Origin of the sequence: Actinoplanes philippinensis (assembly GCF_900113015.1) — a bacterium.
Classification (GTDB): Bacteria; Actinomycetota; Actinomycetes; order Mycobacteriales; family Micromonosporaceae; genus Actinoplanes; species Actinoplanes philippinensis.
Genome location: NZ_FONV01000012.1, coordinates 252,231 through 277,277 on the forward strand (window position 1 = coordinate 252,231; position 25,047 = coordinate 277,277).

Sequence of the window (25,047 nt, forward strand, 5' to 3'; positions counted from 1 at the left end):
AAGAGCAGGGAAGATCGGTGCGTGGCGGTGCCACAGCGGCCTCAGTGACGGCGACGGAACGCCGAACAGAACAACGCCAGGACGGCGACGGCTGGGCTCGGATGGCCATCGGACTGCCCATGCTCGGAAGGTACCGTGAAGAACCGAAACCTTGGCAGGTTTGCCGTACCCATAGGGGTCGTCGGCATCATCATCATGATGGTCGTCCCCCTGCCGACCTTCCTGCTGGACATGCTGATCGCCGTGAACATCACGGCGGCGCTGCTCGTGCTGCTGATCGCCATGTTCGTGCAGAAGCCCCTGGACTTCGCCGTCTTCCCCGCGTTGCTGCTGGTCATGACCCTGTTCCGGCTGGCGCTCAACATCAGCGCGACACGCCTGGTGCTGCGCGACGGCGACGCCGGCAAGGTGATCCACGCGTTCGGCAGCTTCGTCGTCGGCGGCAACCTGGTGATCGGTCTGGTGATCTTCACGATCCTGGTGATCGTCCAGATGATCGTGGTCACCAAGGGCGCCGAGCGGGTCGCCGAGGTCGGCGCCCGCTTCACCCTCGACGCCATGCCCGGCAAGCAGATGGCCATCGACGCCGACCTCAACGCCGGACTGATCGACGAGGCCGAGGCCAAGAAGCGCCGCGCCGAGGTCTCCTCGGAGGCCGACTTCTACGGCGCCATGGACGGTGGGTCCAAGTTCGTCAAGGGCGACGCCATCGCGGCCATCATCATCACGGTGATCAACCTGGTCGGCGGCTTCGCGGTCGGCATCCTCCAGGCCGGCATGTCCCCGGCCGACGCGATGAACCACTACAGCATGCTGAGCATCGGCGACGGCCTGGTCTCGCAGATCCCCGCGCTGCTGCTGTCGGTCGCCACCGGTCTCATCGTGACCCGCTCGGCCACCTCCGGCGACATGGGCCAGACCGTCACCACGCAGCTCAGCCAGAACAAGCTCGCCCTGCGGATCGGCGGTGGCGCGGCGATGGCCCTCTGCGTCATCCCCGGCCTGCCGCCGCTGCCGTTCCTGCTGGTCGGCGGAACCGTGCTGCTGATCGCTCAGCGGATCAAGGACCCGGTCCCGGAGCCGCTCGAGAAGGGCGCCGCGGCCGAGGCGGTCGACCTGCCCGCGCCGGACTCGCCGGAACAGCTGCTCGGCGAGATGCGCATCGACCCGCTGGAGCTGGCGCTCGCCCCCGACCTGGTCGACCTCGTCGACGCGAGCAGCGGCGACCTCCTCGACCGGGTCCGCGCCCTGCGCCGCAAGATGGCCATGGAACTCGGCGTGATCATGCCGCCGGTGCGCACCCGGGACGACCTGGATCTGCCGCTCTCCTCGTACGCGATCCGGATCTCCGGGGTCGACGCCGGCACCGGCCAGGCGCCGCCGGGAACCGTCCTGGCCATCGGTGAGGGACTGCAGGCGCTCCCCGGCCGGGCCGGGGTCGAACCGGTCTTCGGCCTGGCCGGCAAATGGGTCCCCGCCGAGCTGCACTATCAGGCCGAGATCTCCGGCGCGACGGTGGTCGACCGGGCCTCGGTGATCATCACGCATCTGGCCGAGATCGTCCGGACCAACGCCAGCCGCCTGCTCGGCCGCGAGGATGTCCGCGCGCTGTCCGAGATGGTCAAGCGCACCCACCCGGTGGTGGTGGAGGAGCTGACCCCGGCGCTGCTCAGCCTCGGCCAGGTGCAGAAGGTGCTGCAGGCGCTGCTCGACGAGGGCGTGCCGATCCGCGACCTGGTCCGCATCTTCGAGGCGCTGTCGTTGCGGGCCAAGACCTCCCAGGACCACGACGGCCTGGTCGAGGCGGCACGTGGCGCCCTCGGGCCGGCCATCGCCGCCCAGTACGCGACGGCCGGCCGGCTCACCGTGATCACCCTCGACCCGATGCTCGAGCAGAGCCTGCTCGAGTCGCTGCGGCCGAGCGACACCGGCGCCTTCATGGCGATCGACGGCATGCGCGCCGAGGCGATCGTCAGCGAGGCGAGCCGGCTCTCCGAGGCCGCCGAGCAGCAGGGACTCAACCCCGTCCTGGCCTGCTCACCACAGCTGCGGCTGCCACTGATGCGACTGCTGCGAGCCGGCTCGCGCCGGGTCCAGGTGCTGTCGTACAGCGAAATCTCTGGTTCCACCGCACAGATCGAGACGATAGGGGTGGTGAACGGTGCCTACGCGGGTGCTGCTTGAGGGACCGGCCATCGAGCCACTGCTGGCTCAGGTACGTGACGAGTACGGCTCGAGCGTCCGGATCATCTCCGCCGACAAGGTACGAAGTGGTGGCATCGGGGGCTTCTTCGCGAAGCAGCACTACGAGCTCTCCGTCGAGGTACCGGATCCAACCGAGGACAGTGATGACATGGCGCAACAGACCGTCGCCGGCAACGGCACACACAACTTCGAGCGCCTGCTCGAGCAGGCCGAGGCGCGGGACCGGGTGACCGCCGAGCGGACGCCCGCCACCGGAGAACGGCGAACCCGCCAGGAGGGCCGGCAGGCCGGGCTCGGTGACACCGGGGCCGCGTTCGCCGAGCTGATGGCCGGTCTCGACGTCGCCGGACACCTCGGCGAGGGCCGTGCCCCGTCCCGGCCCCGCGCCGCCGAGACGGCCAAGCCCGCCGAGGCACGCGAGGAGACGCCGACGGTACGCCCGTTCCGCCCGGCCACCGCCACCGGCTCGGCGGTCAACGCCGGTCAGCGGCCACTCCCCGCGGCGCTGCCCACCATCCCGAGCTTCCCCGAGCGGCCCGCCGCCAAGGAACGCCCCGCCACCGAGGCCCGCGAGACGATGACCCCGATCCGTGCCGCCACCGCCGCGCCGCGCTCGGTCTCCCCGGCGCCGTTCCGGACCGCCGAGCCCACACCGGCCCCGCCGCGCGCCGCGTTCGCGCAGCCGGTCACCCCGATCCGGTCCGCGGCCGACGTGTACGGGCTGGACGAGTCGGCGGCCCCGGTCTCGCCCGTCCCGGCGGCGGCTGCTCCGGCGGCCACCACGGCAACCGCTCCGGCCGCGTCGCGCTCCGGCGAGCTCGACCCGGTGCAGCGCAACCTGATCACGGTCGGCATGCCCGAGTCGATGGCGCGCAAGATCACCGGCGGGGACACGTACGCCGGAGTGCTCAGCGTGCTCGCCGCCCGCCCGGCCGCGCCCGGCATCCCGGACGGTCCCGGCGAGATCCTGGTGCTGGCCGGCGAGGTGCACACCGCGGTGCCGATCGCCAAGCAGATCCTCGAACAGCTGCACGTCGACCAGACCCACCTGCTGCTCGCCGCGCCATCGACGGCCGGCACCGGGCTGCACTCGTCCCGGCTCATCTCCAGCCGCAGCGCGGCCGAGTCACGGGCCGAGAAACTGCAGAGTTCCGAGCACCCTTGGGTGGTCGTGATCGAGGCGCCGGTCGGCGGAACCGACCCGTTCTGGGTCAACGACATGTGCGACGCGCTCGGCGCCACCGCCCTGTGGGCCGTCGTCGACGCCACCCGCAAGACTGCCGACTCGGCTCGCCACCTGCGCAATCTCGGCGAGGTGGAGGCGCTCGTGGTGCACAGCGTGGAACTCACCGCCGATCCGGCGTCGGTGCTCGGCCTGGACGTCCCGATCTTCTCGCTGGACGGCAAGCCGGCCACCCCGCACGCCTGGGCGGCCATGCTCTGCGCCCGGATCGCGGCCGAGGTCATGCCGGCGGCCGTGATGCCACGCCGGGTGACCCGCTCCGGCCGCCGCTGACCGCCCGCCGATGATCAAGCCGTCGGTACTGCTGTTCGCGCTGCTGATGAGCGCGCCGGCGTTCTATCGTCTGCTCGGCAATGAGGTGGACCTGATCCAGGTGCTGATCCGGTTCCTCGTGGCCGTGCCGATCGCCGCCGTGCTCATGGCCGGCCTCCGGTTCGTCCTCGCCGGATACCGCAAGGCCGACGACGAGCCGCCCGGCGCCGTGATGGTGCCCGAGCCGTACGACCGCCCCGAACCCGGAAAGACCAGCTGACCGGCGCCGGTCCCCGCACCCGACGGGAACCGGCGCCGGCCGTGTCTCAGGCCTGCACGTCCAGCCGGCCCGCACTCGGATCCACCCGCCGGGTGGCGACCGGCGCGGGCTCCGGGCCGACATCCGGGCCACCGCGCGGCGCGTCCGCACGCCGCCCCGGCGTCTCCGCGAACTGCTGCCGTCCCTGCTGCTGGGCGTTACCGTGCCGCAGGTCGAGCGTGCAGTTGCCGAACCCGGAACTCTCCAGCTCACGCCGCAGATCGTCGAGCGACGACCGCAGCGCCTCGGTGCCCGCCTCGGTCCCACCGGACAACTGCACCGTGATGTCACCGTTGCGGATCTCCGCCACCACCTGCACCGGGCCCAGGTCGACCGGGTGCAGCTGCACGGTCAGCCGGTGGATCCCGTCCGCGTCCAGCCGGAGCGGGACGAGCCGGGTGGCCAGCTGTGCCGCCGGGGGCGCCGGTGCGGGCGGGGCCTGCTGCGGCGCCGGGGTGTCGGCGGCCGGGCCGGCCGGGGCGGTGGCCTGCGGTCCGGTCACCCCGGTGAGGCCGGCGGCGGCCGGAGCCGCCGGGACGCCGGTGTCGGTGGGGGTGCCGAGCTGCGGGAACGCGGCGGTCGTACCGGTGCCGGACTCGGCGGCGCGCTCGACGCCGCCGGTGAAGGCGCCGGCCGTACCGCCGCCCTCGCCCTGACCAGAACCGTCACCCTGCCCGGCGCCGCCCTGCCCGCCGGTGTCCGGTGCGACCTCGCCGGTCGGCGCCGGATCGGCGGCGGCCGTCCCGATGGTGTCGGCGGCGGGCGACGTCGCGGTCGTCTCCGGCGTCCGCAGACCCTCCGGGCGTGGCGCGGCGGCGGTCTCGGTCACCGTCGCGGCGGCGGTCGCCGCAGGTTGACCCACCGGAGTTCCAGCCCCCGTGGGTACGCCCTGAGTGGTCCCCACCCCGGCCGGAGCCGCACCGGTCGCACCCGTTGCGGCGACCTGGCCACCGGCCGGCGGCGTGGCGGGGGCCGTTCCGCCGGCGGCCGGGGCGGCCGTTCCGGCAGCAGTGCCCGACGCGTCACCGGAGACGGCCGCGGCCGCCGGGCCGGTGCCGGTCGGAGCGGCCTGCGTCCCGGCCGCCGGGTCGGCGCCGGTCTGTGCCGTGCCCGGCTGCGCCGTTCCGGCCGACGCCGTGACAGTCGCCGGCCGGGTCGCCCCGGCGGTGACCTGCGGCGCCGCATCGGTGATCGCCGCGGTTCCCGCCGTGGCGGTCTCGCCGGCCGCCGCCGTGGCGGCCCCGGTCGCGACGGGCACCGTGAGACCGGGCATCGTGGCGGTCGCCAGCGCTGTCACGGCCGCGTCCGTGCCCTTCTCCGCCTCCGTGCCGTCCTCGGTCCCGGCCGTCTCCGCGGCGGGGGAGTCCGTCTTCGCCGTACCGGTCGCCGAGTCCGTCCCGGCCAGGTCCGCATCCGCCTCGCCCGGTGGCCCGGCCACGCCGGGCTCCCCGGGCTTCCGGGTCACCGGGGCGCCGGTCGTCCGGTCCACGACGGTCTTCGGGGCGTCCGACCGGTCCGGTGCCGGCTTCGTCCCCGGTCCCGTCGTCTCCCGCCGCTCCGACGCCTTCTCGACCCCGGAACGCTCACCCCGCGACGTTCCAGGCCGTCCGGCGGCTGCCCGCGAAGCCGCGGCGCGTTGAGCCGCGTCGCGGCTGTCGGCTGTCCGGGAGGCCGCGGCGCGTTGAGCCGCGTCGCGCCCGTCGGCCGTCCGCGAGGCCGCGGCACGCTGGGCAGCTTCCCGCCCATCGGCGGTCCGCGCCGCCGCACGCGACATGGCGTCACGCGTGCCGGACGCGCGCGATGCGGCGTCCCGCACGTCGGATGCGCGCGATGCGGCCTCGCGCTGGTCAGCGGCCCGCATCCCGTCACGTCCGTCGGCCGATCCTCGCGCGGGAGCCGCCCGCTCACCCACGCCCCGCGACATTGCGGCTCGCTCACCCGCGGTGGCCGCCCGCTCGCCCGCGGCCGGTGACGTCGCCGCCCGGGAGGCGGCGGCGCGGGACATCGCGGCCCGGTCCGCGGCGAACCGGGCCGCCGCGTGGGTGGCCAGGTTCCGCGGGTCGGCGGCGGGGCGGGACTCGGGCCGGCCCGGTGGCCGGTCGACCGCTCGTTCGTCGTCGTCACCGGGCCGGCTCATCTCGGCCGAGAGCGCGGAGCCGAACTCCGGCCCGCCCTCCCCACGCCGTCCGCCCGCCCGCCGGGTCCCGTCGGCGCCGGGCCGGCGGTCGGGGCCCGACACTGAACTCGCGCTGGTCATACGTTCTCCCCTGCTAGTGGGTGTCTGATCCGGGCCCGTGGTCAGCCGCCGAGGGCGGCGAGGGCCTTCTGCACCTTCGGGACGTAAGCCTGGGTCTCGGCGAACGGGGGAATGCCGTCGTACCTGTGCACGGCCCCACCACCGGCGTTGTAGGCGGCCAGCGCGAGCGGCACCGACTTGAACTCGCGCAGGTGCCTGGCGAGCAGCTTGGCGGCGCCGTTCACGGCCTGGGCCGGGTCGAACGCGTCGTCGACGCCGAGCCCGCGGGCGGTCGCCGGCATCAGCTGCATCATGCCCTGCGCGCCGGCCTTGCTGACCGCCTTCGGGTTGTAGCCGGACTCGACCTTGGCGACCGCGGCGAGCAGCTTGGGCGACACGCCGTACTCGGCGCCGGCCCGCTCGAACAGGTTCGCGTAGGGCACCCCGCCGAGCCCACCGGTGGCCGCCGCCCGCAGCCCGGCCGGTCGCAGCGACGACATGTCCTGCACGGCCGCCGACGGAACGGTGTCGAGGACCCGGCGGATGGCGCTGGGCGTCTCGTACACACTCTGGATCTTGACGCGGTCGCCCGGCTTCGGCGCCGCGATCATCCGGTTGTCGCCCAGGTAGATCGCCACGTGGTCGACCGGAGAGTTGAAGGCCAGGATGTCGCCCGGCTTGGCGTCGGCGAGGCTCGCCACCGGACGGCCGGCCTTCGCCTGCTGCCAGGAGTTGCGCGGCAGCTCGACGCCGAGGTCGCGGTAGGCCCGCTGGACCAGGGCCGAGCAGTCCAGCCCCTTGGCCGGGTCGTCGCCACCGAAGACGTACGGCGTACCCAGATACTTCTTCGCCGCCTCGACGACGTCGCCACCGGTCGGCCCGGAGGCGGCGGTGGTGCCGGCGGTCGCGCCGGTGGCCCCGGCGAGCGCCGAGGCGAACTTCGCGCCCGACGTGCCGCCGACCACCGTGGGCGCGGGGTTGAGACCCAGCTGATCCTGCAGTTCGGCGACGCGGGAGAGGACTCCGGTGACACCCAGCATCATGCTTCGCTCCGGTTCGGGTCGGCGACGTTTCCGGCGGCGTTCCGTGCTTCGGCGGTGACCGCGAGCTCGTCGAGGGCGGCCTGGTCGGTCTTCAGGTCGTGGGCCTTGACGGTGGCGGCGTGGCGTTCGGCCATCAGCTCCACGGCGCGGCGGCGTTTGGCGGCGTCGGCGAGAGCGGCCAGCTTCTCCTGCTCGATCACCTCGGCGCTGGTCACCATCCGTTGCGCATCGAACAACCCGGCGGCCAGCGACTGCCGGGCCACCAGGGCGGCGACCATCGCCCGGGCGGAGCCCTCGCTCGGCGCGTCCGCCCCCACGAGGTCCAGCTTGCGGCGCTTGACCAGGGCCTCGGCTTCACGGATCTCGGCACGGGACTGGATGACGGCGCCGCGGGCGGCGTCCTCCTGGGCCTTACGAGCGCGCAGCACGGGCGCCAGTCGGAACAGGCGGTTCAACGTTGGCCTCCTAGCGGGGCCGGTGGGCCCTCACCTAGCCGCTTCGGTCCGCCCGCCGGACGGCTGAGCCCCTGCACCGACTTCGCTACTGAGCTGCTGACACGGCATCCCTCAAGGCCACCGTTCGCTGCTTTCCGGTGCTCGGTGGGCGCGGTGCGCGGTCACTCCCGGTTCACGTCGGCCGGGGCCGGGCGCGGCGGGTGGGCACGGTCTGCGGCCCGGTTCCGGTTTACGACCCCGGCCGGCCGGTGCGGCGTCTGCGGTGGTGTCGCGCGCCTCATCTCGTACGAAAGGAAAAGTCCTCAACCGCAGACCGGACCGCCCCGCCCGCGCCGCGCGAGGTTGCCGGGGCTCGGGGCCGCAACGCGGCCGCCGGGCTGATGCGGTGGTTTCCGCCCTGGGAGCCGGCCGGTCAGGAGGTGGCGATCAGCGCGCGCAGAGCCGTCCACGCGGACTCGGCCGTCGTGCGGTCGTCGAGGTCCTGCTGGAGGAAGGCGGTGATCTGCGGCCACGCCGCGTTGGCCCGGTCGGCGTCGTGGTTGGTGCCGGGCACGTAGGCGCCGATCTCGACGAGTTCACGGACGTCGCGGTGCGCGGCCATCAGACGGCGCAGCTCGGTGGCGTCGGCCCGCTGCTGCTGATTCGTGATCTTGTTGGCGACGCGGGAGATCGAGTCGAGGGCCTGGACGGCCGGGAAGTGCCCGGCGGTGGCCAGTTTGCGGTCCAGCACGATGTGCCCGTCCAGGATCGAGCGGGCCGCGTCGGCGATCGGCTCGTTGTGGTCGTCGCCCTCGACGAGAACCGTGTACAGCCCGGTGATGCTGCCGCGCGCGCCCGGCCCGGCCCGTTCCAGCAGGGAGGCGAGCATCGCGAAGACCGACGGCGGATAACCGCGGGTGGCGGGCGGCTCGCCGACTGAGAGCCCCACCTCACGCTGCGCCATCGCCGCACGCGTCACGCTGTCCATCATCAGGAGCACGTCGGCGCCCTCGTCCCGGTAGTACTCGGCGATCCGGGTGGCGACCGCGCCGGCCCGGAGCCGGACCAGCGGTGGCGTGTCCGACGTGGCGATCACCAGCACCGAGCGGGCCAGGCCCTCCGGCCCGAGATCGTGCTCGATGAACTCGCGCACCTCACGGCCGCGTTCGCCGACCAGGGCGACCACGTTCAGCTCGGCCGCGGTGCCCCGGGTGATCTGGCTCATCAGGGTCGACTTGCCGACCCCGGAGCCGGCGAAGATGCCGATGCGCTGGCCCTTGCCGCACGGGACGAGGGTGTCGAGGACACGTACGCCGAGGGACATCTGCGCACCCACCAGCTGCCGTTCCATCGCCGACGGTGGCGCCGCGTCGATGGGGACCAGGGCGCCGCGCAGCGGTGGGCCGCCGTCCATCGGCCGGCCCAGCCCGTCGAGGATGCGGCCGCGCAGGTCGGGGCCGACCGCGACGCGCAGCGGCCCGCCGGTGCTGATCGCCGGGGTGCCGGCGCCGATCCCGGCGATCGGGCCGAGCGGCATGCAGGAGAGCCGTTCGCCGTCGAGGGCGGCCACCTCGGCCAGCACCTGGTCCGGGCCGGTGCCGATGCGCAGCAGGTCACCGACGTTGGCTTCCAGACCGCTCACCGTCACGCGCAGGCCGACGGCGCCGGTGACCCGGCCGCTGACGACCGGGCGCGCCGCTTCGACGGCGCTCCGGATGCGGTGCTGGAAGAGGTCGGTCACAGGCGTAGCGCCTCGCGGGCCCTCGCCACCGCGGCGGCGATGGTGGCGTCGACGGTGGCGGTGCCGGTCTCGGCGATCGCGTCCCCGGGCTGGAGTCCCGGGTCGGGGCGCAGCGTGATGCGGCGGCCCTGGAAGTCGAAGTCCTCGGCGGAGCCCTCGCCGACGAGGTTGCGGAAGTCGTCGGGGTGCAGGCTGACGATCACGTCACCGTGTTCCGGCGCGGCGGTCATCGCCCGGCGCAGCGCGTCCGCGCCGCGTTCCGGGTCGTCGCGCAGGGTACGCCCGACGATCGCCTCGGCCAGCTCCCAGGCGCTGGCCAGCACGACCTCCTGCAGCTCGGTGAAGGTCGGCATGAGCTGGTCCTCCAGGCCGGTCACCGCGCGGCCGAGGGCGTTCACGGCGCTGGCCAGGGCGGTGGCGCGGCGCTGGTCGTACGCCTCCTCGGCCGCGACGGCACGTGCCGCGGCCGCCTCGTTGGCGGCCGCGGCGTCGCGTTTGCCCTGTGCCCAGCCCTCGGCGTATCCGGTGGTCCGCGCCTGCTGGAGGGCCCGTTCCACGGCCTCGGTGTCGACCGGTGTCTCCTGCCGCAGGTCGATGCCGAACCGTGCGGCGGCGGCGTTCTCCGCGGCCACCCCGCGGATCACCCGGTCACGCGATGAGCTCATCGGCCTCGCCACCGCGCTGGATCTCGATCTGGCCGGAGTCCTCGAGCGTACGGATGACACTGACGATCTTGGCCTGGGCCTCCTCGACCATCTTGACCTTGACCGGCCCGAGCAGGTCCATCTCCTCCAGCAGGTTCTCCCGGCCACGCTCGGAGAGGTTCTTGGTGACCTTGTCGCGCACGCCCTCGGGCACGCCCTTGAGAGCGGTGGCCAGGTCGGCCGGCTCCACCTGGCGCAGGATGAGCTGCACCGCGCGGTCCTCGAGGTTGATGATGTCCTCGAACATGAACATCCGGCGGCGGATCTCCTCGGCCAGCTCGGGGCTGCGCGCGTCGAGAGCTTCCAGGATGAGCCGCTCGGTGGTGCGGTCGGCCCGGTTGATGATGTCGACCAGGGGCTGCAGGCCGCCGACCGTGGACAGCTCGTCCGGCTGGAGCACGCTGGACAGCTTGCGCTGCAGGGCGCTCTCCACCTGGCGGATGATGTCCGGCGAGGTACGGTCCATGATCGCGATCCGGTGCGCGACCTCGGTCTGCACCTCCAGCGGCAGCCCGGCCAGGATCGAGGAGGCCAGCCCGGACGGGATGTGGGCCAGCACCAGCGCGATGGTCTGCGGGTGCTCGTACTGGACGTAGGAGAGCAACTGCCGGGGGTCGGCGTGGCTCAGGAAGTTGAACGGGATGTCGTTCATGGACGCTTCGAGCCGCTCCAGGATCAGCGCCGCCCGCTCCTTGCCGAGCGACGCCTCCAGCAGCTCCCTGGCGTACTCCATGCCACCCGACCCGGCGTATCGGGTGGTGGCCATGGCGTAGAACTCGTCCATCACGTCGTCGACCTGGACGGGGTCGAGCTTGCCCAGCCGAGCCACCTCGGCGGACACCATCTCGACCTCCTTGTCGGTCATGTTCGCCATGACCGACGCCGCGTGTTCCCGGCCGAACTGGACGAGCATGATCGCGGCCTTGCGCACTCCGGTCATGGAGAGCGTGGTGAGCGCCGGTGTAGTCAACTGTTGCTCCTGTGGTTCAGCGGTTGCTCTCGTCGGCGGAGATCCAGCTGCGGATCAGGGACGCCGTCTCGTCCGGCTTCTCCCGGACCAGGTCCTCGATCTCACGATGACGCTCCTCCCGCGCTTCGTCCGTCTTATCGGCGACTTCCGGAAGCTCCAGCATGTGTGCGGTGGTGACGTCGATCTCAGCCGCGCGCTGAGCCTCCAGCGCCGCCTGCATCTCCTCCAGGTGCCGCCGCTCCTCCGCGGTGAGCGCCTGCTGACGCTTCTTGGCGCGCCGGTTCGCCCGCCAGGCCAGCATGATCAGCATCAGCACCACGAAGAGCAGGGCGCCGGTCTGGATCAGCTTGGTCTGCTTGGCCGACTTCTCCGCGGCGGCCGCCTGGGCGAGCTCCGTCTGGGCCGCCTGCGCCTGGGTGGTGTCGAACGGCATCGAGGCGACGGCGATGGTGTCACCCCGGGTCGGGTCGATCCCGGCCGCGGCGCTGAGCAGCTGCTGCACGTCGGCGGCCTTGACCGAGCCGGACACCGTGCTGTCCAGCAGGACCGACACGCTGAGCCGCTCGATGCTGCCCGGCGCGTTGCGGCGCACCTCGCGCACCTCGTCGAAGCGGCGGGTACGGGTCTCGTCCTTCTGCTGGTACTGCCCGCTGCCGACGCCGTTGGGCCCCTGGATGTTGTCCGGTCCGAGCACACCGCCGTTGTTCGGGCCGGTGCCGGCGTAGGTCTCGCTCTTGATGTTCTCCTGCTCGGCCGGCATGGACGGATCGGTGCTGTACTTCTTGCTCTCCGTCTCCGTCTGGTCGAAGTCCAGGATCGGGTTCGTGGTGACCACCGAGTGGCCGGGGCCGACCAGGTTGTCGAGCATCCGCTGCAGCGAGTTGTTCAGACGGTTCTGGAACGCCACCGTCTGCTGCTCGGTGCCGCTGTCCGGGCCCGCGGCGCCGACCGTGTTGCCGCCACCGGCCGAGAGCATCCGCCCGTCCGAGCCGGCGACGGTGACCTGGGTGGGGTCGAGTCCTTCGACGCTGGAGGCGACCAGGTGCACGATCGACTGCACCTGCTGCTGGTCGAGCGGGTTGGTGGCCTTGGACGCGACCAGCACCGACGCCGTCGGCTTGGACTGGTCGTCGGTGAAGATGTCCTCCTTCGGCATCACCAGGTGCACCGTCGCCGCCTCGACGCCGTCGATCGACTTGATGGTGTTCGCCAGTTCGCCCTCGAGCGCCCGCTGGTAGTTCGCGTGCTGCATGAAGTCGCTGGTGGTGATGCCCTGCTGGTCCAGCAGCGAGTAGCCGGTGCCCTCGTCGTTGGGCAGCCCCTCGCCGGACAGCTGGAGGCGGAGCTGGTTCACCTGCTCCTGCGGCACCATGATCGTCTGACCGTCGTTGGCCAGCTCGTACGGGGTGCCCGACTTGTCCAGCGACTCGACGATCGCGCTGGCGTCCTTCGTGGACAGGTTGTTGAAGAGGATCTGATACGACGGCTTCGCCGCCCAGGTGGCGAAGAAGTAGCCGCCGACGGCGAGCGCGAGAACCGCGAAAACGGTGACAGCCTTCTGTCCCGGTGTGAAGGACTTGAAGGTGTCCGTGATGCGGCGTACCGGAGCGGGAAGGCGGTCGGTCATATCAGGCCTGCATCCTCATGATCTCTTGGAAGGCCTCGACGGCCTTGTTGCGGATCGCCATGGTCAGCTGGAGTCCGAGGGCCGCCTCGGTGGAGGCCATCGTGTACTGGGCCGGGTCGGCCAGCCGGCCGTCGGCGACCTGGACGGCCAGGTCGGCGGCCTTGGCCTGGGAGGCCTGGACGTTCTCGATGCCCTTGGCGAGCATCCCGGCGAAGTCGGCGTTGGGGCCCTCCGGCGCCTGCGGCCCGGACGGGCCGAGCATGCCGCCGAGACCGTTGAGGCCGCCGAGGCCGACCCCGCGATCGCTGAGGCCGCCGATGGCGGAGAAGCCCCCGATGGGGTTGATCGGTGAGGTCAAGGAGATCACTTCCCGAGGTTGATGGCGGCGGTGTACGAGTCGCGGGCGCGGTCCACCACCGCGAGGTTCGCCTGGTAGGAACGCTGGGCCATCATCAGCTGGGCCATCTGGTTGCCCATGTCGATGTCCGGGCGGCGGACGTAGCCCTCGGCGTCGGCCAGGGGGTTGTCCGGCTCGTACGCCAGGATGCCCTCGGGGCTGCCGAACTGGACCCCGGCGACCTCGGCGCCGTTGCCGTCCTGCGCCGAGCGGGCCGCGACGTATCGGGCCTGGAAGGCGTTCTCGCTGGTCCGCGTGGTGGTGTTGATGTTCGCGAGGTTGTCGGCCACCGCGTCCAGCCACTTGCGGTAGACGGTGACGCCGGAACCCGCGATCCCGATGGCGTTGAAAGTGGTCATCGTCAGGCCCCCTTGATGGCTTCACGCAGCAGGCTGTACTTGCCGTCCAGCGCCCGGATGGCGAGCTGGTAGCGCATCGTGGTGTCGATGTGCGACAACGTCTCCTCGTCGAGGTTGACGTTGTTGCCGTTGAGCCGGGTCGGCTCCAGCGACGTCAGCACACTCGGGGACACCCCGGCCGGTGAATCGCCGCGGGCGACAGCGCTCTGCAGCGCCTCCTCGAATTTGACCTTACGTGCCCGGTAACCGGGGGTCTCGATGTTGGCGATGTTGTTGGCGATGGCCTGCTGCCGGGCCGCCAGGCCGGCGACGGCGACCCGCAGGGCGGACGACGAACGGTCGTCGAACAAGGTTGCTCCTCAGTCGTTCGAGGTAGCCCGTCCTTGGCTTTTTCGGTTGAGCGATCCGTGCTCGTACCCTGCAGTTCGGCGTGCTCGCCGATCCGCTGAGTCCCAAGCGGTTGCCGGAAGGTTGCACACGAAAAGATCCCGGACCCTGTGGGGTCCGGGACCTTCGCGTCTCGGCATTACATGGCGCAGTCCAGGTAGACCGGCCGTTTGACCGCCTCACCGGTCTCGATCCGGGACGTCATCGCCATCTGCTGACGGTTCGCCGTGAGCCGCCGGGCGATCTCCTCCGCCGCGGCCAGCTGACGGGTCAGGATCTCGTCGGCGCGCGGCCTGAGTTCCAGCGGCAGCGCGCCCAGCTCGGTCGGCGGGCGCCACAGGTCCGACGGCGGGGCCTCGGCGATCCGGCGCTCGTCGGCCAGCATCGTCTCGACCGCGAGCACGTCCATCTCGAGATCGTCGAGCGCCGCGGTCCAGGCGGACCGCCAGTCGACGGCGTTCGACGCCCGCGCGCTCATGTCGAGGCCGAGGCGGCGTCGCGCCACGCGTCGCGCAGCGGCTCCAGCAGCGAGCGGCAGCCGGCCACCCGGTCGGCGTCCCGCTTGATGTTCGCCCCGATCAGCTCGGTCAGCACGAAGCCGTACAGACCGGCCAGACCGGGCGCGCCGTCCCAGGCCTCCAGGTCGAGCGTGACCCGCAGCTCCAGCACGATCTCCTGGGCGTGCGTGATCTTCTCGTTGGCCAGGACCCGGTCGTCGTTGCGGAGCGCCTCCTCGCCGTGCATGAGGTCGAGGATCAGCCGGTCGTACAGCATGATCAGAAGCCGGGCCGGGGAGGCCGTGTTGATCGAGTCCTGCAGGTAGCGGTCGCGGAGGTGGGGCGCGCTCATGAGTCTCCCTCGGTCAGGGGCGGTCGGCTGGGGTCCTGGTCGACGATCGTCAGCCCAGGCCCGCCAGCTGTCCGGAGAGCCAGCTCGACTGGTTCTTCAGGTTGCCCAGTGAGGTCTCCAGGGACGAGTACTGCCGCTGCAGCGCCTGACGGCGGGTGGCCAGGCGTACGTCCCAGTTGTCGATCTGGTCGTTGAGCGTCTTGATCTCGGTCTTCCGGCCGGTCACGACGCGGGTGATGGTGTTCGTCTGGCCCTCGGTCAGGGAGCGCAACTGGCTCCCGAAGGCCATGCCGGCCTCCTGGATCTTGGTCGGGTCCTTGACGTACGCGTCGTTGAAGTCGGAGGCCGAGAACTCGAACTGGCTGCCGTCCTTGCTGAGCGTGATGCCGAGCTGCTTGAGCGAGCCGAAGTCGACCTGGACGGTGTCCTTCTTCCCGTCGTTGTCCGCGTCGGTGGTCAGCGTCTTGGTGTACGACAGCCCGTTGCTGATCGCGCTGAGCAGGCTCTGGTTCATCTGCCGGACGGTGAAGTCACCGGTCAGCGGCGAGCCCTTCTTGGTGTCCACGTCGTACTTGGTCTGCGCCGCGATCTCGGTGAGCGCGTCGTTGGCCGCGGTGACCATCGCCTGGATCTTGTCGGCGATCGCCGTCGAGTCGGAGGCCGCGTCGACGACGACGCCTTCCTCCTCCTTGGTGACCGAGATCGTCACGCCCGGCATCAGGGTGCTGAACGTGTTGGTCGTGCTGCTGACCTGGTACGCGGCGGTGCTGCCGGGGTTCACGGTGAGGACGGCGTCCCGCGCGGACGTCGTCTTGGGGTCGGCGCCGTCCTTGCCGAACCCTTCGAGGCCGGTGATCTGGAACCCGTTGGCGGCGCCGCTCTTCATCCCGCTGAACTGCACGACGCCCTCGTTGCCGGTGGTGTTCACGGTGTAGGCGCGAATGCCGAGGCTGGTGCCGTCCGCGGTGGTCGCCGAGTTGACCGCCGCGGTCATCTTGGCCATGGTCCGCGGCTCGGGGATGGTCACCTCGACCGGGTCGCCGACCGCGGTGAACTCGTCGACGCCGTCGTTGTCGGCATCCGGGCTCCACTTGCCCGGCTGGATCGTGATCGTCGAGGGCAGAGCGCCCTCGGCGGTGGTGTCGGCGACCTCCAGGATCGAGGTCTGCGAGCGGGCCACCGAGGTGACGTCGAACTTGAGGTTGCCGGTCATGCCGGAGAGGCCACCGGTGGCGGTCGCGGTGACGGTCGGCGAGGTGGACGACGCCTTCATGGAACGCCATGCGGCCAGGTTTCCGACCGCGTCCGCGGCGACCTTGACCGCCTTGACCTTGGTGTTGACCGACATGTATGAGCTGATCGCGGTCTCGGCCTTCTCGACCTTGGTCTTGAGCTTGGTCTGTCCCGCCGCCTCGACCTGCATCATCTGATTGATCATCGAGGTGGTGCTGAGGCCACTGACGAGGCCGTCAACGGAGCTGGTCACGGGAGCCTGCCTTTCGTACCGAGGACGAGAGCGGAGTGGGGGTAGCCGGCTGGGCTTGCCGACTACCCCCACTGTTCGGTCGTTCGCGGACCGGATTCAGTTGTCGCCGGTGGTTATCCGGTTGTCAGTCGGTGCGTCAGCGGAGCAGCGACAGCACGTTCTGCGAGGCCTGGTTGGCCTGCGACAGCATCGAGGTGCCGGCCTGGGTCAGGATCTGGTTGCGGGTGAACGACACCATCTCCTGGGCCATGTCGGTGTCCCGGATCCGGGACTCCGACGCGGACAGGTTCTCGACCGCCACGTTGAGGTTGTTGATGGTGTGCTCGAAGCGGTTCTGGTGGGCACCCAGCTTGGCGCGGGTGTCCGAGACCGACTTGATGGCCACGTCGAGCGCGTCCATCGCCTTGGCGGCACCGGACGGAACACCGTTGTCCGGGTCGGCGGCCTTCGTCAGGTCCAGGTTGTTGAGGCCGAGCGTCTTCGAGCTGACCTCGTTGATGGCGACGTCCAGCGTCTCGCCGGCGTTGGCGCCGATCTGGAACGAGCCCGGCGTCGCCGCGGTGTTCTTGGTGGCGTCGGCGGCCGCGATGTTCAGCGTCGCGGCGTCGACGTTGAACGCCGTGGAGCCCTGCGCCTTGAAGGTGATGGCGCCGGCGCTGTCCACCTCCGCGCTGAAGGTGATCTCGTCGCCGTGCTTGCCGCCGGCCTTGAGGGCTGCGGAGACGGCGTCGTTGATCTTCTGGACCGCCTCGTGCGCGGGCAGCGTGGTGGGCGGCGTCTTGCCGTCGGTCAGGTCGATCGCGGCCGTGGCGAGCGGCGGGGTCAGCGTGCTGCCGCCCAGCTCGGTGATGTTGACCGTGGTGGTCGTCGGCGCCGAGGCCGCGGCGATCGACGTGCCCGTCGAGGTGTGGGTGTTGCCGAAGGTGCCGTCGAGCAGCTTCGACTTGCCGAACGAGGTGGTCTCGGCAATGCGGTCGATCTCGGCGGACAGCTGCTGGAACTCGCCGTTCGCGGCCTGCTTGGCCTCGTCGTCGAGGGAGGCGTTGTTCGCCTGGACCGACAGGTCACGCATGCGCTGGAGCATGCTGGTGACCTCGTTGAGCGCGCCCTCGGCGGTCTGCACGACGCTGATCGCGTCCTGGGCGTTGCGCACGGCGACCTTGAGGCCGCCGGTCTGCGCGCGCAGACCCTCGGAGATCGAGAGACCGGCAGCGTCGTCGGCCGCACGGTTGATGCGGAAACCGCTGGAGAGCTTCTCGAGCGACTTCGACATCTGGTTGTCGGTGACCGACAGGTTCCGGTAGGCGTTCTGCGCGGCGATGTTCTGATTGATGCGAAGACCCATTGGGTGATTCCTCCTTGAGTGGGGTCTTGAGCCGGCCCGTCCATGAGCCGTGGTGTTACGCCACTTCCCATCGGCGGGTCGCCGAGAAGCCATGAGGATTCTCCGAGATTTTTTCGGTCTTTTCGGGCGAACCGGAGAAGTACCGATCGGGAGAAAGCGCTCAGCGGCACGGCGGATGTGCCGACCTGTCCGAATGAGCGGGTCCGCCGAGGGGGTAGGCCCGACCAGCCATACGACGGAGGACCGGGTGAGCCTGACCGACCTGGCCAGTGTCCTCTGGCGCTCACGTGAGCTGCTGGAGATGCTGCTGTTCAAGCTTGAGGAGGAGCAGTTGCTCCTCGCGTCCAACCGGTCCCGATGGCTCAGCCACGCCACCCGCGAGGTGGAGGTGGTCCTGGATCAGATCCGGCAGACCGAGGTGATCCGTGCGGCGTACTCGCAGGAGGTCGCCGTGGAGCTCGGCCTGTCCCCGGACGCGTCGCTCGGCGAGCTCGCCGACGCCGCCCCCGATCCCTGGTCGGAACTGCTCCACCAGCACCGCAAGGCGTTCCTGATGTTGACGTCGGAGATCCGGGCCCTGGCCGACGTCAACCGTGAGCTGCTGACCGCGGGCCAGCGCGCGGCTCGCGAAACCATGCTCGCGTTCGCCGAGACTGTGGAAACGTACGGACCGCAGGGCCAGACCGTCAGCGGCGCCGTGCGGCGCCCCACCCTGGTTGATGAGGCGATCTGATGGGCAGCACATTCAGCGGACTCAACACGGCGCTCACGTCTCTCTACGCGCAGCGCCGGGGCCTGGACGTCACGGGCCAGAACATCGCGAACGCCAGCACCGAGGGATACACCCGTCAGCGCGTGGTCATGCACGCGCAGAACGCGAACCTGGTGCCGGGCATCTACTCCACCACGAACGCGGTGGGCAACGGCGTCACGGTCAGCTCGGTGGAGCGGCTGCGCAACACGGCGCTCGACCAGCGCAGCTTCACCGAGCACGCCAACTCCGCGTACCACAACGAGCGGGCCGGCGGGTACACGCTGATCGAGGACGTCTTCGGCGAACCCAGCGACACCGCCCTGCAGGCCCGTCTGCAGGACATGTGGGACGGCTGGAACGCGATCGCCTCGAACCCGGACAAGCAGGCACCGAAGTCGGCGATGCTGGAGCAGTCGGTCACCGTCGCGTCGTCGCTCAACGACGCGGCAGCGCAGCTCGACAACCAGTACAAGTCGACCAGGGCCGGGCTCGACACGTACGTCGGTGAGGTCAACAAGGCGGCCGAGTCGATCGCCAAGCTGAACCACGAGATCGTCCTCGCCACCCAGGCCGGTCTGCAGGCCAACGAGCTGCAGGACCAGCGGGGCCAGCAGATGCTGAAGCTGTCCGAGCTGATCGGCGCGACCGCCACCGACCTGCCGAACGGCGCGCTCAGCGTCTACGTCGGCAGCTCGCAGCTGGTCAGCGAGTTCAACACCCGGGAGATCTGGGTGGTGCCGGGCAGTGCCGAGAAGCTCCAGGACTTGCCGGACATCGAGGTCAACCTGCAGTGGAAGGACACCGGCGGCAAGGTCGCGGCGAGCGGCACCATGGGCGCCCAGATGGAGCTGCTGGACAAGGACGGCACGCTGCGGGAGATCTCGCAGCGCCTGGACCTGGTCGCCTCCACCCTGGCGTCGGACGTCAACGCCAAACACAGCGCGGGGTACGGAGTGGACGGCAGTCACGGCATCGACATGTTCGTGCCGTACGAGGCCAGCGACCCGACCATCACCGCCCGGAACATCCGGGTCAACTCCGAGCTTCTCGACAATGTGGACAAGGTGGCGGTGTCGTCCGGTGACCCGCTGGGCGTGGGCACGACGACCCGCGTGCTGAACGGCTCGGTCGCCGACGATCTGTCCGAACTGGCCACTTCCCGGACCGGGGCGGACTCCACGTACCAGGCGCTGATCGGCGACCTCGGGGTGGCCTCGCAGTCCTCGATCCGCCGGCGCGACATCCAGAACGCGGTGACCGACCAGGTCGACGCCGCCCGGGATGCCGAGTCCGGGGTCAACCTCGACGAGGAGATGACCAACCTGCTGACGTACCAGCGCGGGTACGAGGCGGCGTCACGTGTCTTGACCACGATCGACTCGATGCTCGATCAACTGATCAACCGAACCGGTCTGGTCGGCAGGTAGTAGGTAGCAGGTGGGGGGAACACCGTCATGAGCAGCAGCCCGCGGGTGACCGAGAGCTCCGTCCGTACCCGCACGATGGCCAGCCTGCAGCGGAGCCTGGGCCGGACGCAGACCGCGCAGGACCAGATCTCCAGCGGCAAGCAACTGCACCGTCCGTCGGACTCGCCGACCGGCACCGTCACCGCGCTCCAGCTGCGCGGGGAGGTACGGGCGAACAAGAAGTACTCGGCCAACGCCGACGACGCGATGGGCCGGCTCGGCACCGTGCAGGACACCCTGAAGAGCGTCTACGACCAGGTGCAGCGGGTTCGCACGCTGACCCTGGAAGGGGTGAGCGCCGGTGGCGGCAGCACCCCGCAGGCGAACAAGGCCCGCGCCGACGAGATCGACCAGATCAAGGGCCTGGTCGTCCAGTTCGCGAACACCAAGTACCTGAACCGCCCGGTGTTCGGCGGCTTCACTCCGGACGCCCACGCGTACGAGGACTCCGGCTCCTATGTGGGGGAGACGGCCGGCGAGACCGTCCGGGCGATCGGCCCCAACGCGAAGGTCCGCGTCGACGTGCGCGGCCCGGAGGTGTTCGGCACCGACGCCATGATGCAGGCCGACGGGGTGACGCCGCAGGTCGACGCGAACGGTGACGAGGTGCCGAACGAGGCCCAGCTGTTCCGGGTGCTCGACTCCATTTCCACCGCAATGCGCACGGGTGATGCCGATGGGATCAAGACCGGCCTGGAGAATCTCGATAAAGCCGCTGAAACCCTGAATTCAACCCTTTCGGACGTAGGCGCCCGATACAATCGGGTTACGCAGATGAAGCAGTCCGCAGAGGATCGCTTGATGTCCGTGTCGTCGCAGCTGTCCGATATCGAGGATGTCGACCTGCCCAAGGCGATCATGGAATTGCAACTCCAGCAGACCTCGTATCAGGCAGCCTTGGCCGCCACGGCCAAGGTGATCCAGCCCTCGCTCATCGATTTCCTGAGGTGACCATGACTACTCGCACCGCATCCCGTCCGATTGAGGCCACCATGACCGACCCGTCGCTGGGGCTGCCGACCATCACGATGGCGGTGCCCATGCCGGGGTTCCCCTCTCATCGGGATTTCGTCCTGGTGCGTCTCAACGAGGACGGTCTGCTCTACGCGTTCACGTCCATCGAGAACCCCGAGCTCCGCTTCCTGGTGGCCCCGCCGGAGCCGTTCTTCCCGGACTACGCCCCGGAGATCGAGAACGCGGTCTTCGCGGCGCTGAACACCAAGGACCCGGACCGGCTGCTGCTGCTCACGGTCATCACCGCCGGCGAGCACGAGACCACCGCGAACCTGCTCGCCCCGATCGTGGTGGACCGCGACAGCATGCGGGCCATGCAGGTCGTCCTCTCCGGGTCGGGCTACCCGGTCCGGGCGATCATGAACCGGAACTTCTGACCCTCCACAAGCGGGCGCGGTCGCAACGCGACCGCGCCTTTGCTGTTCGTTCGAGGGATGGAGGGGGCACCGATGCTGGTACTGACCCGGCGAGCCGGAGAGAGCGTGATGATCGGCGACGACGTCGTCATCACGGTGCTCGAAGCCCGCGGTGACGTCATCCGGCTGGGGATCCAGGCCCCGCGGGATGTGCAGGTGCACCGCGAGGAGGTCTACCGGGAACTGCAGGAGGCCAACCGGGCCGCCGCCTCGCCGACCGAGGATGCGGTCCATGCGCTCGCCAAGATGTTGGAGAAGCCGGACACCACGGCACAGTGAGCACGAATGACGCCCGTCGCCGCCGGCGACGGGCGTTCTCGCGTATCCGGGCCGCGCACGCTCCTGTCCTGCACCGGGCACTGACCCCGGAGACAACATCGGGGCCTCACTCTCATCATCGGGCGGGAGAAACCCGCTCCTTTCAGCCGGGGAGAGAGCGTGGGCGCAGAGCGCGATTCAGTCATCGGTGGCGGTGCGGTGGGCACCGCCTGCGCGCTGGACCTGTCGGTGGACGCGCATGTGCACACCGGGTTCGCGGCCGGCCGGGACGCCGTCGGTGTGGTGGTCTCGGCCGCCGACCAGGCCGGTCTGACCGCGCTCACCTTCGCCGACCAGGCCGGACCGGACACCACCTGGCTCTCGGCGTACGCCGACGCGGTCCGCCGTGCCCGGCACCGCACCGAGATGACGCTGCGGGTGGCCGCCGAGGTCGAGGTGGTCCGCCCGGACGGCTGGCTGGCCCTCCCGCCGGACCTGGCCCCGCTGGACGCCCTCTCGGTGGCGGTCTCCGACCTGCCGGTCGACGGCGAACTGCTCACCCCGCGCGAGGTCCGCGCCCGGCTCGACCTCGGCCTGGTGACCGCCGGCCAGGTCGCGGAGCTGCTGGTGGCGGCGACCGTCAAGGGCCTGGAGCGGGCTTCCCGGTACGTGCCGGCGCAGCTCGCCCGTCCGCTGGCGCTGCTCGGTCAGGCCGGCCTGGACGACTCGTGCGTGACGCCGGAGCTGATCGCCGAGCTGGCCTTCGCGTGCCGGACCGCCGGGGCGGTCGTCGAGGTGAGCGAGGCGTGGCGCAGCCCGTCGTCGCGGGTGGTGCAGATGCTGCTGGACGCGGCTGTGACGGTGGCGCCGGCGAGTGACGCCCGGTACGCCGCCGAGGTGGGCCGCTGGCAGTACCTGCGACGTGTCTGAGGAGAACAGCGAAACCGAACACGATACGCACTCGCCTCCGTACTCTCTGTCATGCCAGCACTTCAGCATGGGAGAGTTGCGATGAGCATGGTTCAGCAGGCTATCGAGGTCAGTGCGCCGGTCCACACGGTGTACGAGCAGCTCGCGGCGTTCGAGAACTACCCGCGTTTCATGACCGGTGTGCGGCAGGTGACGCCAATCGGCGCCGACCAGACCCACTGGATCATGGACGTCGACGGCAAGCGACGCGAGTTCGACGCCCAGATCATCGAGCGGTCGCCGGACGAGCGGGTCTCCTGGTCGACCATGGAGGGCCCGCTGCTCGCGGAGACGATCACACTGCGCCCGATGGGGGAGACGAAGACCCAGATCGTCGCCCAGCTGGAGGCCGACATCGCCTTCCTGATGCCCAGCGACCGGCACGGCCAGGAGTCGCTGAACCGCCGCCTCAAGGCCGACCTGACCACGTTCAAGGGCCTGGTGGAGAGCGGTGTGCTCGGCGGGCGGCCGATCCCGCACGGCGGCGCCGTCACGATGGGCACGCGCTCACAGAACCTGCTTCCCGGCGTCGACGCCCCCTCGCCGGCCGCGGTGGCCGCCCGCATCCGCAACCGCAACACCCCCGCGCCGAGCCCGGGCGCAGGCTGGGACACCGGTGTCGCCGGCACCGCACGCATGGGCGGCCGCACCTCCGGCGCGGACATGTGGGGCAACGGCATGATCAACGAGGAGGAGCGCGGATAGCCCGCTTCCCGTCGGGGCCCGGGGCGCACGGCGTCTCCGGGCCCTTTCGTGTTCAGGCGCTCGCCGGCGCCGCCTCCAGGGTGACGAGCAGCCGGGCGCCACGGGGCTCGGCGGGCTCGTAGCGGACCGTCCCGCCGTTCGCCTCGACCAGGTGCCGGACGATGAACAGTCCCAGGCCGGAGCCGCGGATGAACCGGCCGAACAGGTTGGGCAGCAGGTCGGCGGGGATGCCGGCGCCGCTGTCCTGCACGGCCAGCCGTACCGTCCCGTCGCCGCCCCGCTCGGCCCGGATGTGGATCGGTGGCGCACCGTGGCCGAGCGCGTTCTTCAGCAGGTTCTCCACCACGACGCTGAGGTGCCCGCGGTCGGCCAGCGCCGCCAGCTCCTCGTCGATGGCGATCTCGACGTCGCCGGTGCCGATGGCCGTGCCGCAGGCCGCCTCGACCACCTCGAGCAGCGGCACCGGCACCCGGCGGGCGGTCACCGTCCCGGTGTCCAGCCGGAAGAGCAGCTGCAGATCGTTCATCATCTTGATCAGCCGCCGGGTGTTCTTGTCGATCTTGGTGGCCAGTTCGAGCCGGATGTCCTCGGGCAGGTCGGCCCAGTCCGCGCAGAGCAGCTCGGCGAGGCTGGCGATCGAGCTGATCGGCTGCGCCACGTCGTGGGTCAGCATCGAGGTCAGGTCGTTCTTGAAGGCCAGGGCCGCGGCCAGCTCGGCGTTGCCGCGTTCCAGCTCGGCGGCGTGTTCGGTGAGCGCCTCCTCGGCCTGCTTGCGCTCGGCGATGTCGATGTAGGTGGCTACGTACCCACGGGTCGCGCCGGCCGCGTCCGGGATGGCGGCCATGGTGGCGAGCACCGGCACGTCGGTGCCGTCGGCGCGGGGCAGAAGCCAGTCACCGCCGGTGCCCGGTGGCGGCAGCGGCGGCGACTCGGCGGGGAGGCCGTCGTGTCCGGTGAGCTCCCGCCAGCGGCGGTTCACGTCGATCACCCGATAGTTGGCGTCGAGGACCATCACTGCCTCGTTCATCGACTGGAGCAGCGTCTGCGCGAAGTCCTGCCGCTCCTCCAGCTCGGCCGCGAGGTGTTTCTCCCGCTGGTCGGCGTTGTCGAGGGTGCGGACCAGATAGCCGAGCAGGGCGAGCAGCGCGAGGGCGGCGAGGATCACGCCGGTGCTCACCGCGGCCACCGCCGGGCTGACGCCGGCCTGCTGGGCGAAGGCGCTGACCAGGGCGGCGACGACGGGCGCGGCGATCAGGGCGGGAGCCAGGCGGCGTACGGCAGCGCGCGGCCCGGACTCGTCGAGGAGCGCCGGCCCGGTCTCGGGGCGGGCCAGGATGGTGCCGGTGGCCAGGCAGAGCAGTGCCCCGGCCAGGTAGACGGGCATGACGCTCTCCGGCTCCTCGCCGGGTGAGACGACCGCGTCGAAGAGCCGGGGCACGAGGGCGACGAGCGCGATGATCGCGGCGCCGAGGAGCAGGGGGTCGGCCACCCGGAAGGCGATACCGCCGCTGCGGCGGGGCACGCGCAGATCGAGGCAGGCCAGGGCCAGTCCGGAGAGGGCGATGGCGACCGCCGCCGCCGGGTGGGAGCCGAGGTGGGCGGCGCCGGCGCCGGTGGCGGCGAGCGCGAGGAGCACCGCCGCCCCGGCGCGGAGCCGGCCGGCCTGGTCACCGGGGTCCGGAACCGCCTGGAGCAGGAGGGCGACCCCGGCCGGGATCAGGGCCGGAGCCGGCCCGGGGTCGAACGTGTGCAGGGCGCCGAAGACGGCAGCCGTGGCTCCGGCGCACCCGGCGGCGAGCCGGGACAACCTGCCCACGTCGTGCGCCGCGATATGCACAAATACCCCCAAGACGTGAGGGAAAGAGCAT

At 71.0% G+C, this 25,047-nt stretch carries 25 protein-coding genes; 10 read left to right on the plus strand and 15 right to left on the minus strand.

Annotation, left to right across the window (positions count from 1 at the left end; translation table 11 throughout):
• Window positions 1–135 precede the first annotated feature (135 nt).
• Genes flhA through BM290_RS31680 form a run of 3 tightly spaced genes read left to right on the plus strand, consistent with a single transcriptional unit; the run spans window position 136 to window position 3,980 of the window.
• The gene (gene flhA / locus BM290_RS31670) at window positions 136–2,184 is read left to right on the plus strand and encodes a flagellar biosynthesis protein FlhA (protein ID WP_093619573.1); all 2,049 of its coding nucleotides are present in this window, start codon (window positions 136–138) and stop codon (window positions 2,182–2,184) included.
• The gene (locus BM290_RS31675; RefSeq protein WP_093619574.1) at window positions 2,174–3,721 is read left to right on the plus strand and encodes a hypothetical protein; all 1,548 of its coding nucleotides are present in this window, start codon (window positions 2,174–2,176) and stop codon (window positions 3,719–3,721) included. Before flhA ends, BM290_RS31675 begins: the two co-directional genes overlap by 11 nt.
• Before the next feature lie 10 nt (window positions 3,722–3,731).
• A complete protein-coding gene (locus BM290_RS31680) occupies window positions 3,732–3,980 on the plus strand; it encodes a hypothetical protein (RefSeq protein ID WP_093619575.1) in 249 nt (82 codons plus the stop codon).
• A 46-nt stretch (window positions 3,981–4,026) separates the two neighbouring features.
• Here BM290_RS31680 and BM290_RS31685 read toward each other — a convergent pair whose 3' ends face one another.
• The 14 genes from BM290_RS31685 to BM290_RS50815 form a co-directional block, all read right to left on the minus strand.
• On the minus strand, window positions 4,027–6,276 hold the full coding sequence (locus tag BM290_RS31685; RefSeq protein WP_143134014.1) for a flagellar hook-length control protein FliK: 2,250 nt from the start codon (window positions 6,274–6,276) through the stop codon (window positions 4,027–4,029).
• A gap of 41 nt (window positions 6,277–6,317) precedes the next feature.
• A complete protein-coding gene (locus BM290_RS31690; protein WP_093619577.1) occupies window positions 6,318–7,298 on the minus strand; it encodes a transglycosylase SLT domain-containing protein in 981 nt (326 codons plus the stop codon).
• Window positions 7,295–7,753, minus strand: a complete 459-nt coding sequence (locus BM290_RS31695) for a cell envelope biogenesis protein TolA (RefSeq protein WP_093619578.1) — start codon at window positions 7,751–7,753, stop codon at window positions 7,295–7,297. Before BM290_RS31695 ends, BM290_RS31690 begins: the two co-directional genes overlap by 4 nt.
• 412 nt (window positions 7,754–8,165) lie before the next feature.
• Entirely contained in the window at window positions 8,166–9,473 is a 1,308-nt protein-coding gene (locus BM290_RS31700; RefSeq protein WP_093619579.1) for a FliI/YscN family ATPase, read from the minus strand.
• Window positions 9,470–10,138: a FliH/SctL family protein gene (locus tag BM290_RS31705; RefSeq protein WP_239143799.1), complete on the minus strand. Its 669-nt coding sequence runs from the start codon at window positions 10,136–10,138 to the stop codon at window positions 9,470–9,472. The genes BM290_RS31700 and BM290_RS31705 overlap by 4 nt, the downstream gene beginning before the upstream one ends.
• On the minus strand, window positions 10,122–11,147 hold the full coding sequence (fliG, locus tag BM290_RS31710; protein ID WP_093619581.1) for a flagellar motor switch protein FliG: 1,026 nt from the start codon (window positions 11,145–11,147) through the stop codon (window positions 10,122–10,124). The genes BM290_RS31705 and fliG overlap by 17 nt, the downstream gene beginning before the upstream one ends.
• A 16-nt stretch (window positions 11,148–11,163) precedes the next feature.
• A complete protein-coding gene (gene fliF, locus BM290_RS31715) occupies window positions 11,164–12,774 on the minus strand; it encodes a flagellar basal-body MS-ring/collar protein FliF (protein ID WP_093619582.1) in 1,611 nt (536 codons plus the stop codon).
• 1 nt (window position 12,775) lies between these two features.
• Window positions 12,776–13,132: a flagellar hook-basal body complex protein FliE gene (gene fliE / locus BM290_RS31720; protein ID WP_177319987.1), complete on the minus strand. Its 357-nt coding sequence runs from the start codon at window positions 13,130–13,132 to the stop codon at window positions 12,776–12,778.
• A 5-nt stretch (window positions 13,133–13,137) separates the two neighbouring features.
• The gene (locus tag BM290_RS31725; protein ID WP_093619584.1) at window positions 13,138–13,530 is read right to left on the minus strand and encodes a flagellar basal body rod protein FlgC; all 393 of its coding nucleotides are present in this window, start codon (window positions 13,528–13,530) and stop codon (window positions 13,138–13,140) included.
• 2 nt (window positions 13,531–13,532) lie between these two features.
• Window positions 13,533–13,880, minus strand: coding sequence for a flagellar basal body rod protein FlgB (locus BM290_RS31730; RefSeq protein WP_093619585.1), 348 nt, complete (start codon window positions 13,878–13,880; stop codon window positions 13,533–13,535).
• Between the two features lie 176 nt (window positions 13,881–14,056).
• Window positions 14,057–14,422, minus strand: a complete 366-nt coding sequence (locus BM290_RS31735; protein ID WP_239143800.1) for a hypothetical protein — start codon at window positions 14,420–14,422, stop codon at window positions 14,057–14,059.
• Window positions 14,392–14,766: a flagellar export chaperone FliS gene (gene fliS, locus BM290_RS31740; protein ID WP_093619587.1), complete on the minus strand. Its 375-nt coding sequence runs from the start codon at window positions 14,764–14,766 to the stop codon at window positions 14,392–14,394. Before fliS ends, BM290_RS31735 begins: the two co-directional genes overlap by 31 nt.
• 49 nt (window positions 14,767–14,815) lie before the next feature.
• Window positions 14,816–16,252 carry a flagellar filament capping protein FliD gene (fliD, locus tag BM290_RS31745; protein WP_093619588.1) on the minus strand — a complete coding sequence of 479 codons (1,437 nt, stop codon included), beginning with the start codon at window positions 16,250–16,252 and terminating at the stop codon, window positions 14,816–14,818.
• A 136-nt stretch (window positions 16,253–16,388) separates the two neighbouring features.
• Window positions 16,389–17,597 carry a flagellin N-terminal helical domain-containing protein gene (locus BM290_RS50815; protein ID WP_093619589.1) on the minus strand — a complete coding sequence of 403 codons (1,209 nt, stop codon included), beginning with the start codon at window positions 17,595–17,597 and terminating at the stop codon, window positions 16,389–16,391.
• A 247-nt stretch (window positions 17,598–17,844) separates the two neighbouring features.
• Between BM290_RS50815 and BM290_RS31755 the strand changes: the two genes are divergently transcribed.
• The 7 genes from BM290_RS31755 (at window position 17,845) to BM290_RS31785 (ending at window position 23,179) form a co-directional block, all read left to right on the plus strand.
• A complete protein-coding gene (locus BM290_RS31755; RefSeq protein WP_093619590.1) occupies window positions 17,845–18,330 on the plus strand; it encodes a flagellar protein FlgN in 486 nt (161 codons plus the stop codon).
• A complete protein-coding gene (flgK, locus tag BM290_RS31760; RefSeq protein WP_093619591.1) occupies window positions 18,330–19,778 on the plus strand; it encodes a flagellar hook-associated protein FlgK in 1,449 nt (482 codons plus the stop codon). Before BM290_RS31755 ends, flgK begins: the two co-directional genes overlap by 1 nt.
• 27 nt (window positions 19,779–19,805) lie before the next feature.
• A complete protein-coding gene (locus BM290_RS31765) occupies window positions 19,806–20,768 on the plus strand; it encodes a flagellin N-terminal helical domain-containing protein (protein ID WP_093619592.1) in 963 nt (320 codons plus the stop codon).
• Between the two features lie 41 nt (window positions 20,769–20,809).
• Window positions 20,810–21,208, plus strand: a complete 399-nt coding sequence (fliW, locus tag BM290_RS31770) for a flagellar assembly protein FliW (protein WP_239143801.1) — start codon at window positions 20,810–20,812, stop codon at window positions 21,206–21,208.
• A 72-nt stretch (window positions 21,209–21,280) separates the two neighbouring features.
• On the plus strand, window positions 21,281–21,526 hold the full coding sequence (csrA, locus tag BM290_RS50820) for a carbon storage regulator CsrA (RefSeq protein ID WP_093619594.1): 246 nt from the start codon (window positions 21,281–21,283) through the stop codon (window positions 21,524–21,526).
• Window positions 21,527–21,685: 159 nt separating this feature from the next.
• Window positions 21,686–22,435 (plus strand): hydrolase, encoded by a 750-nt coding sequence (locus BM290_RS31780; RefSeq protein WP_093619595.1) that lies wholly within the window; start codon window positions 21,686–21,688, stop codon window positions 22,433–22,435.
• Window positions 22,436–22,516: 81 nt separating this feature from the next.
• Window positions 22,517–23,179: an SRPBCC family protein gene (locus BM290_RS31785; protein WP_239143802.1), complete on the plus strand. Its 663-nt coding sequence runs from the start codon at window positions 22,517–22,519 to the stop codon at window positions 23,177–23,179.
• 52 nt (window positions 23,180–23,231) lie between these two features.
• Here BM290_RS31785 and BM290_RS31790 read toward each other — a convergent pair whose 3' ends face one another.
• Window positions 23,232–25,028, minus strand: coding sequence for a sensor histidine kinase (locus tag BM290_RS31790; protein WP_239143803.1), 1,797 nt, complete (start codon window positions 25,026–25,028; stop codon window positions 23,232–23,234).
• Window positions 25,029–25,047: the final 19 nt, after the last annotated feature.

What these genes read in the sequence shown, in the direction of transcription:
- BM290_RS31680 (WP_093619575.1), top strand. Translation starts at nt 3,732, where the DNA reads ATGATCAAGCCGTCGGTACTGCTGTTCGCGCTGCTGATGAGCGCGCCG.
- BM290_RS31685 (WP_143134014.1), bottom strand. Translation starts at nt 6,276, where the DNA reads ATGACCAGCGCGAGTTCAGTGTCGGGCCCCGACCGCCGGCCCGGCGCC.
- BM290_RS31690 (WP_093619577.1), bottom strand. Translation starts at nt 7,298, where the DNA reads ATGATGCTGGGTGTCACCGGAGTCCTCTCCCGCGTCGCCGAACTGCAG.
- BM290_RS31705 (WP_239143799.1), bottom strand. Translation starts at nt 10,138, where the DNA reads ATGAGCTCATCGCGTGACCGGGTGATCCGCGGGGTGGCCGCGGAGAAC.
- fliF (WP_093619582.1), bottom strand. Translation starts at nt 12,774, where the DNA reads ATGACCGACCGCCTTCCCGCTCCGGTACGCCGCATCACGGACACCTTC.
- BM290_RS31725 (WP_093619584.1), bottom strand. Translation starts at nt 13,530, where the DNA reads ATGACCACTTTCAACGCCATCGGGATCGCGGGTTCCGGCGTCACCGTC.
- fliS (WP_093619587.1), bottom strand. Translation starts at nt 14,766, where the DNA reads ATGAGCGCGCCCCACCTCCGCGACCGCTACCTGCAGGACTCGATCAAC.
- BM290_RS50815 (WP_093619589.1), bottom strand. Translation starts at nt 17,597, where the DNA reads ATGGGTCTTCGCATCAATCAGAACATCGCCGCGCAGAACGCCTACCGG.
- flgK (WP_093619591.1), top strand. Translation starts at nt 18,330, where the DNA reads ATGGGCAGCACATTCAGCGGACTCAACACGGCGCTCACGTCTCTCTAC.
- BM290_RS31765 (WP_093619592.1), top strand. Translation starts at nt 19,806, where the DNA reads ATGAGCAGCAGCCCGCGGGTGACCGAGAGCTCCGTCCGTACCCGCACG.
- fliW (WP_239143801.1), top strand. Translation starts at nt 20,810, where the DNA reads ATGACCGACCCGTCGCTGGGGCTGCCGACCATCACGATGGCGGTGCCC.
- csrA (WP_093619594.1), top strand. Translation starts at nt 21,281, where the DNA reads ATGCTGGTACTGACCCGGCGAGCCGGAGAGAGCGTGATGATCGGCGAC.
- BM290_RS31785 (WP_239143802.1), top strand. Translation starts at nt 22,517, where the DNA reads ATGAGCATGGTTCAGCAGGCTATCGAGGTCAGTGCGCCGGTCCACACG.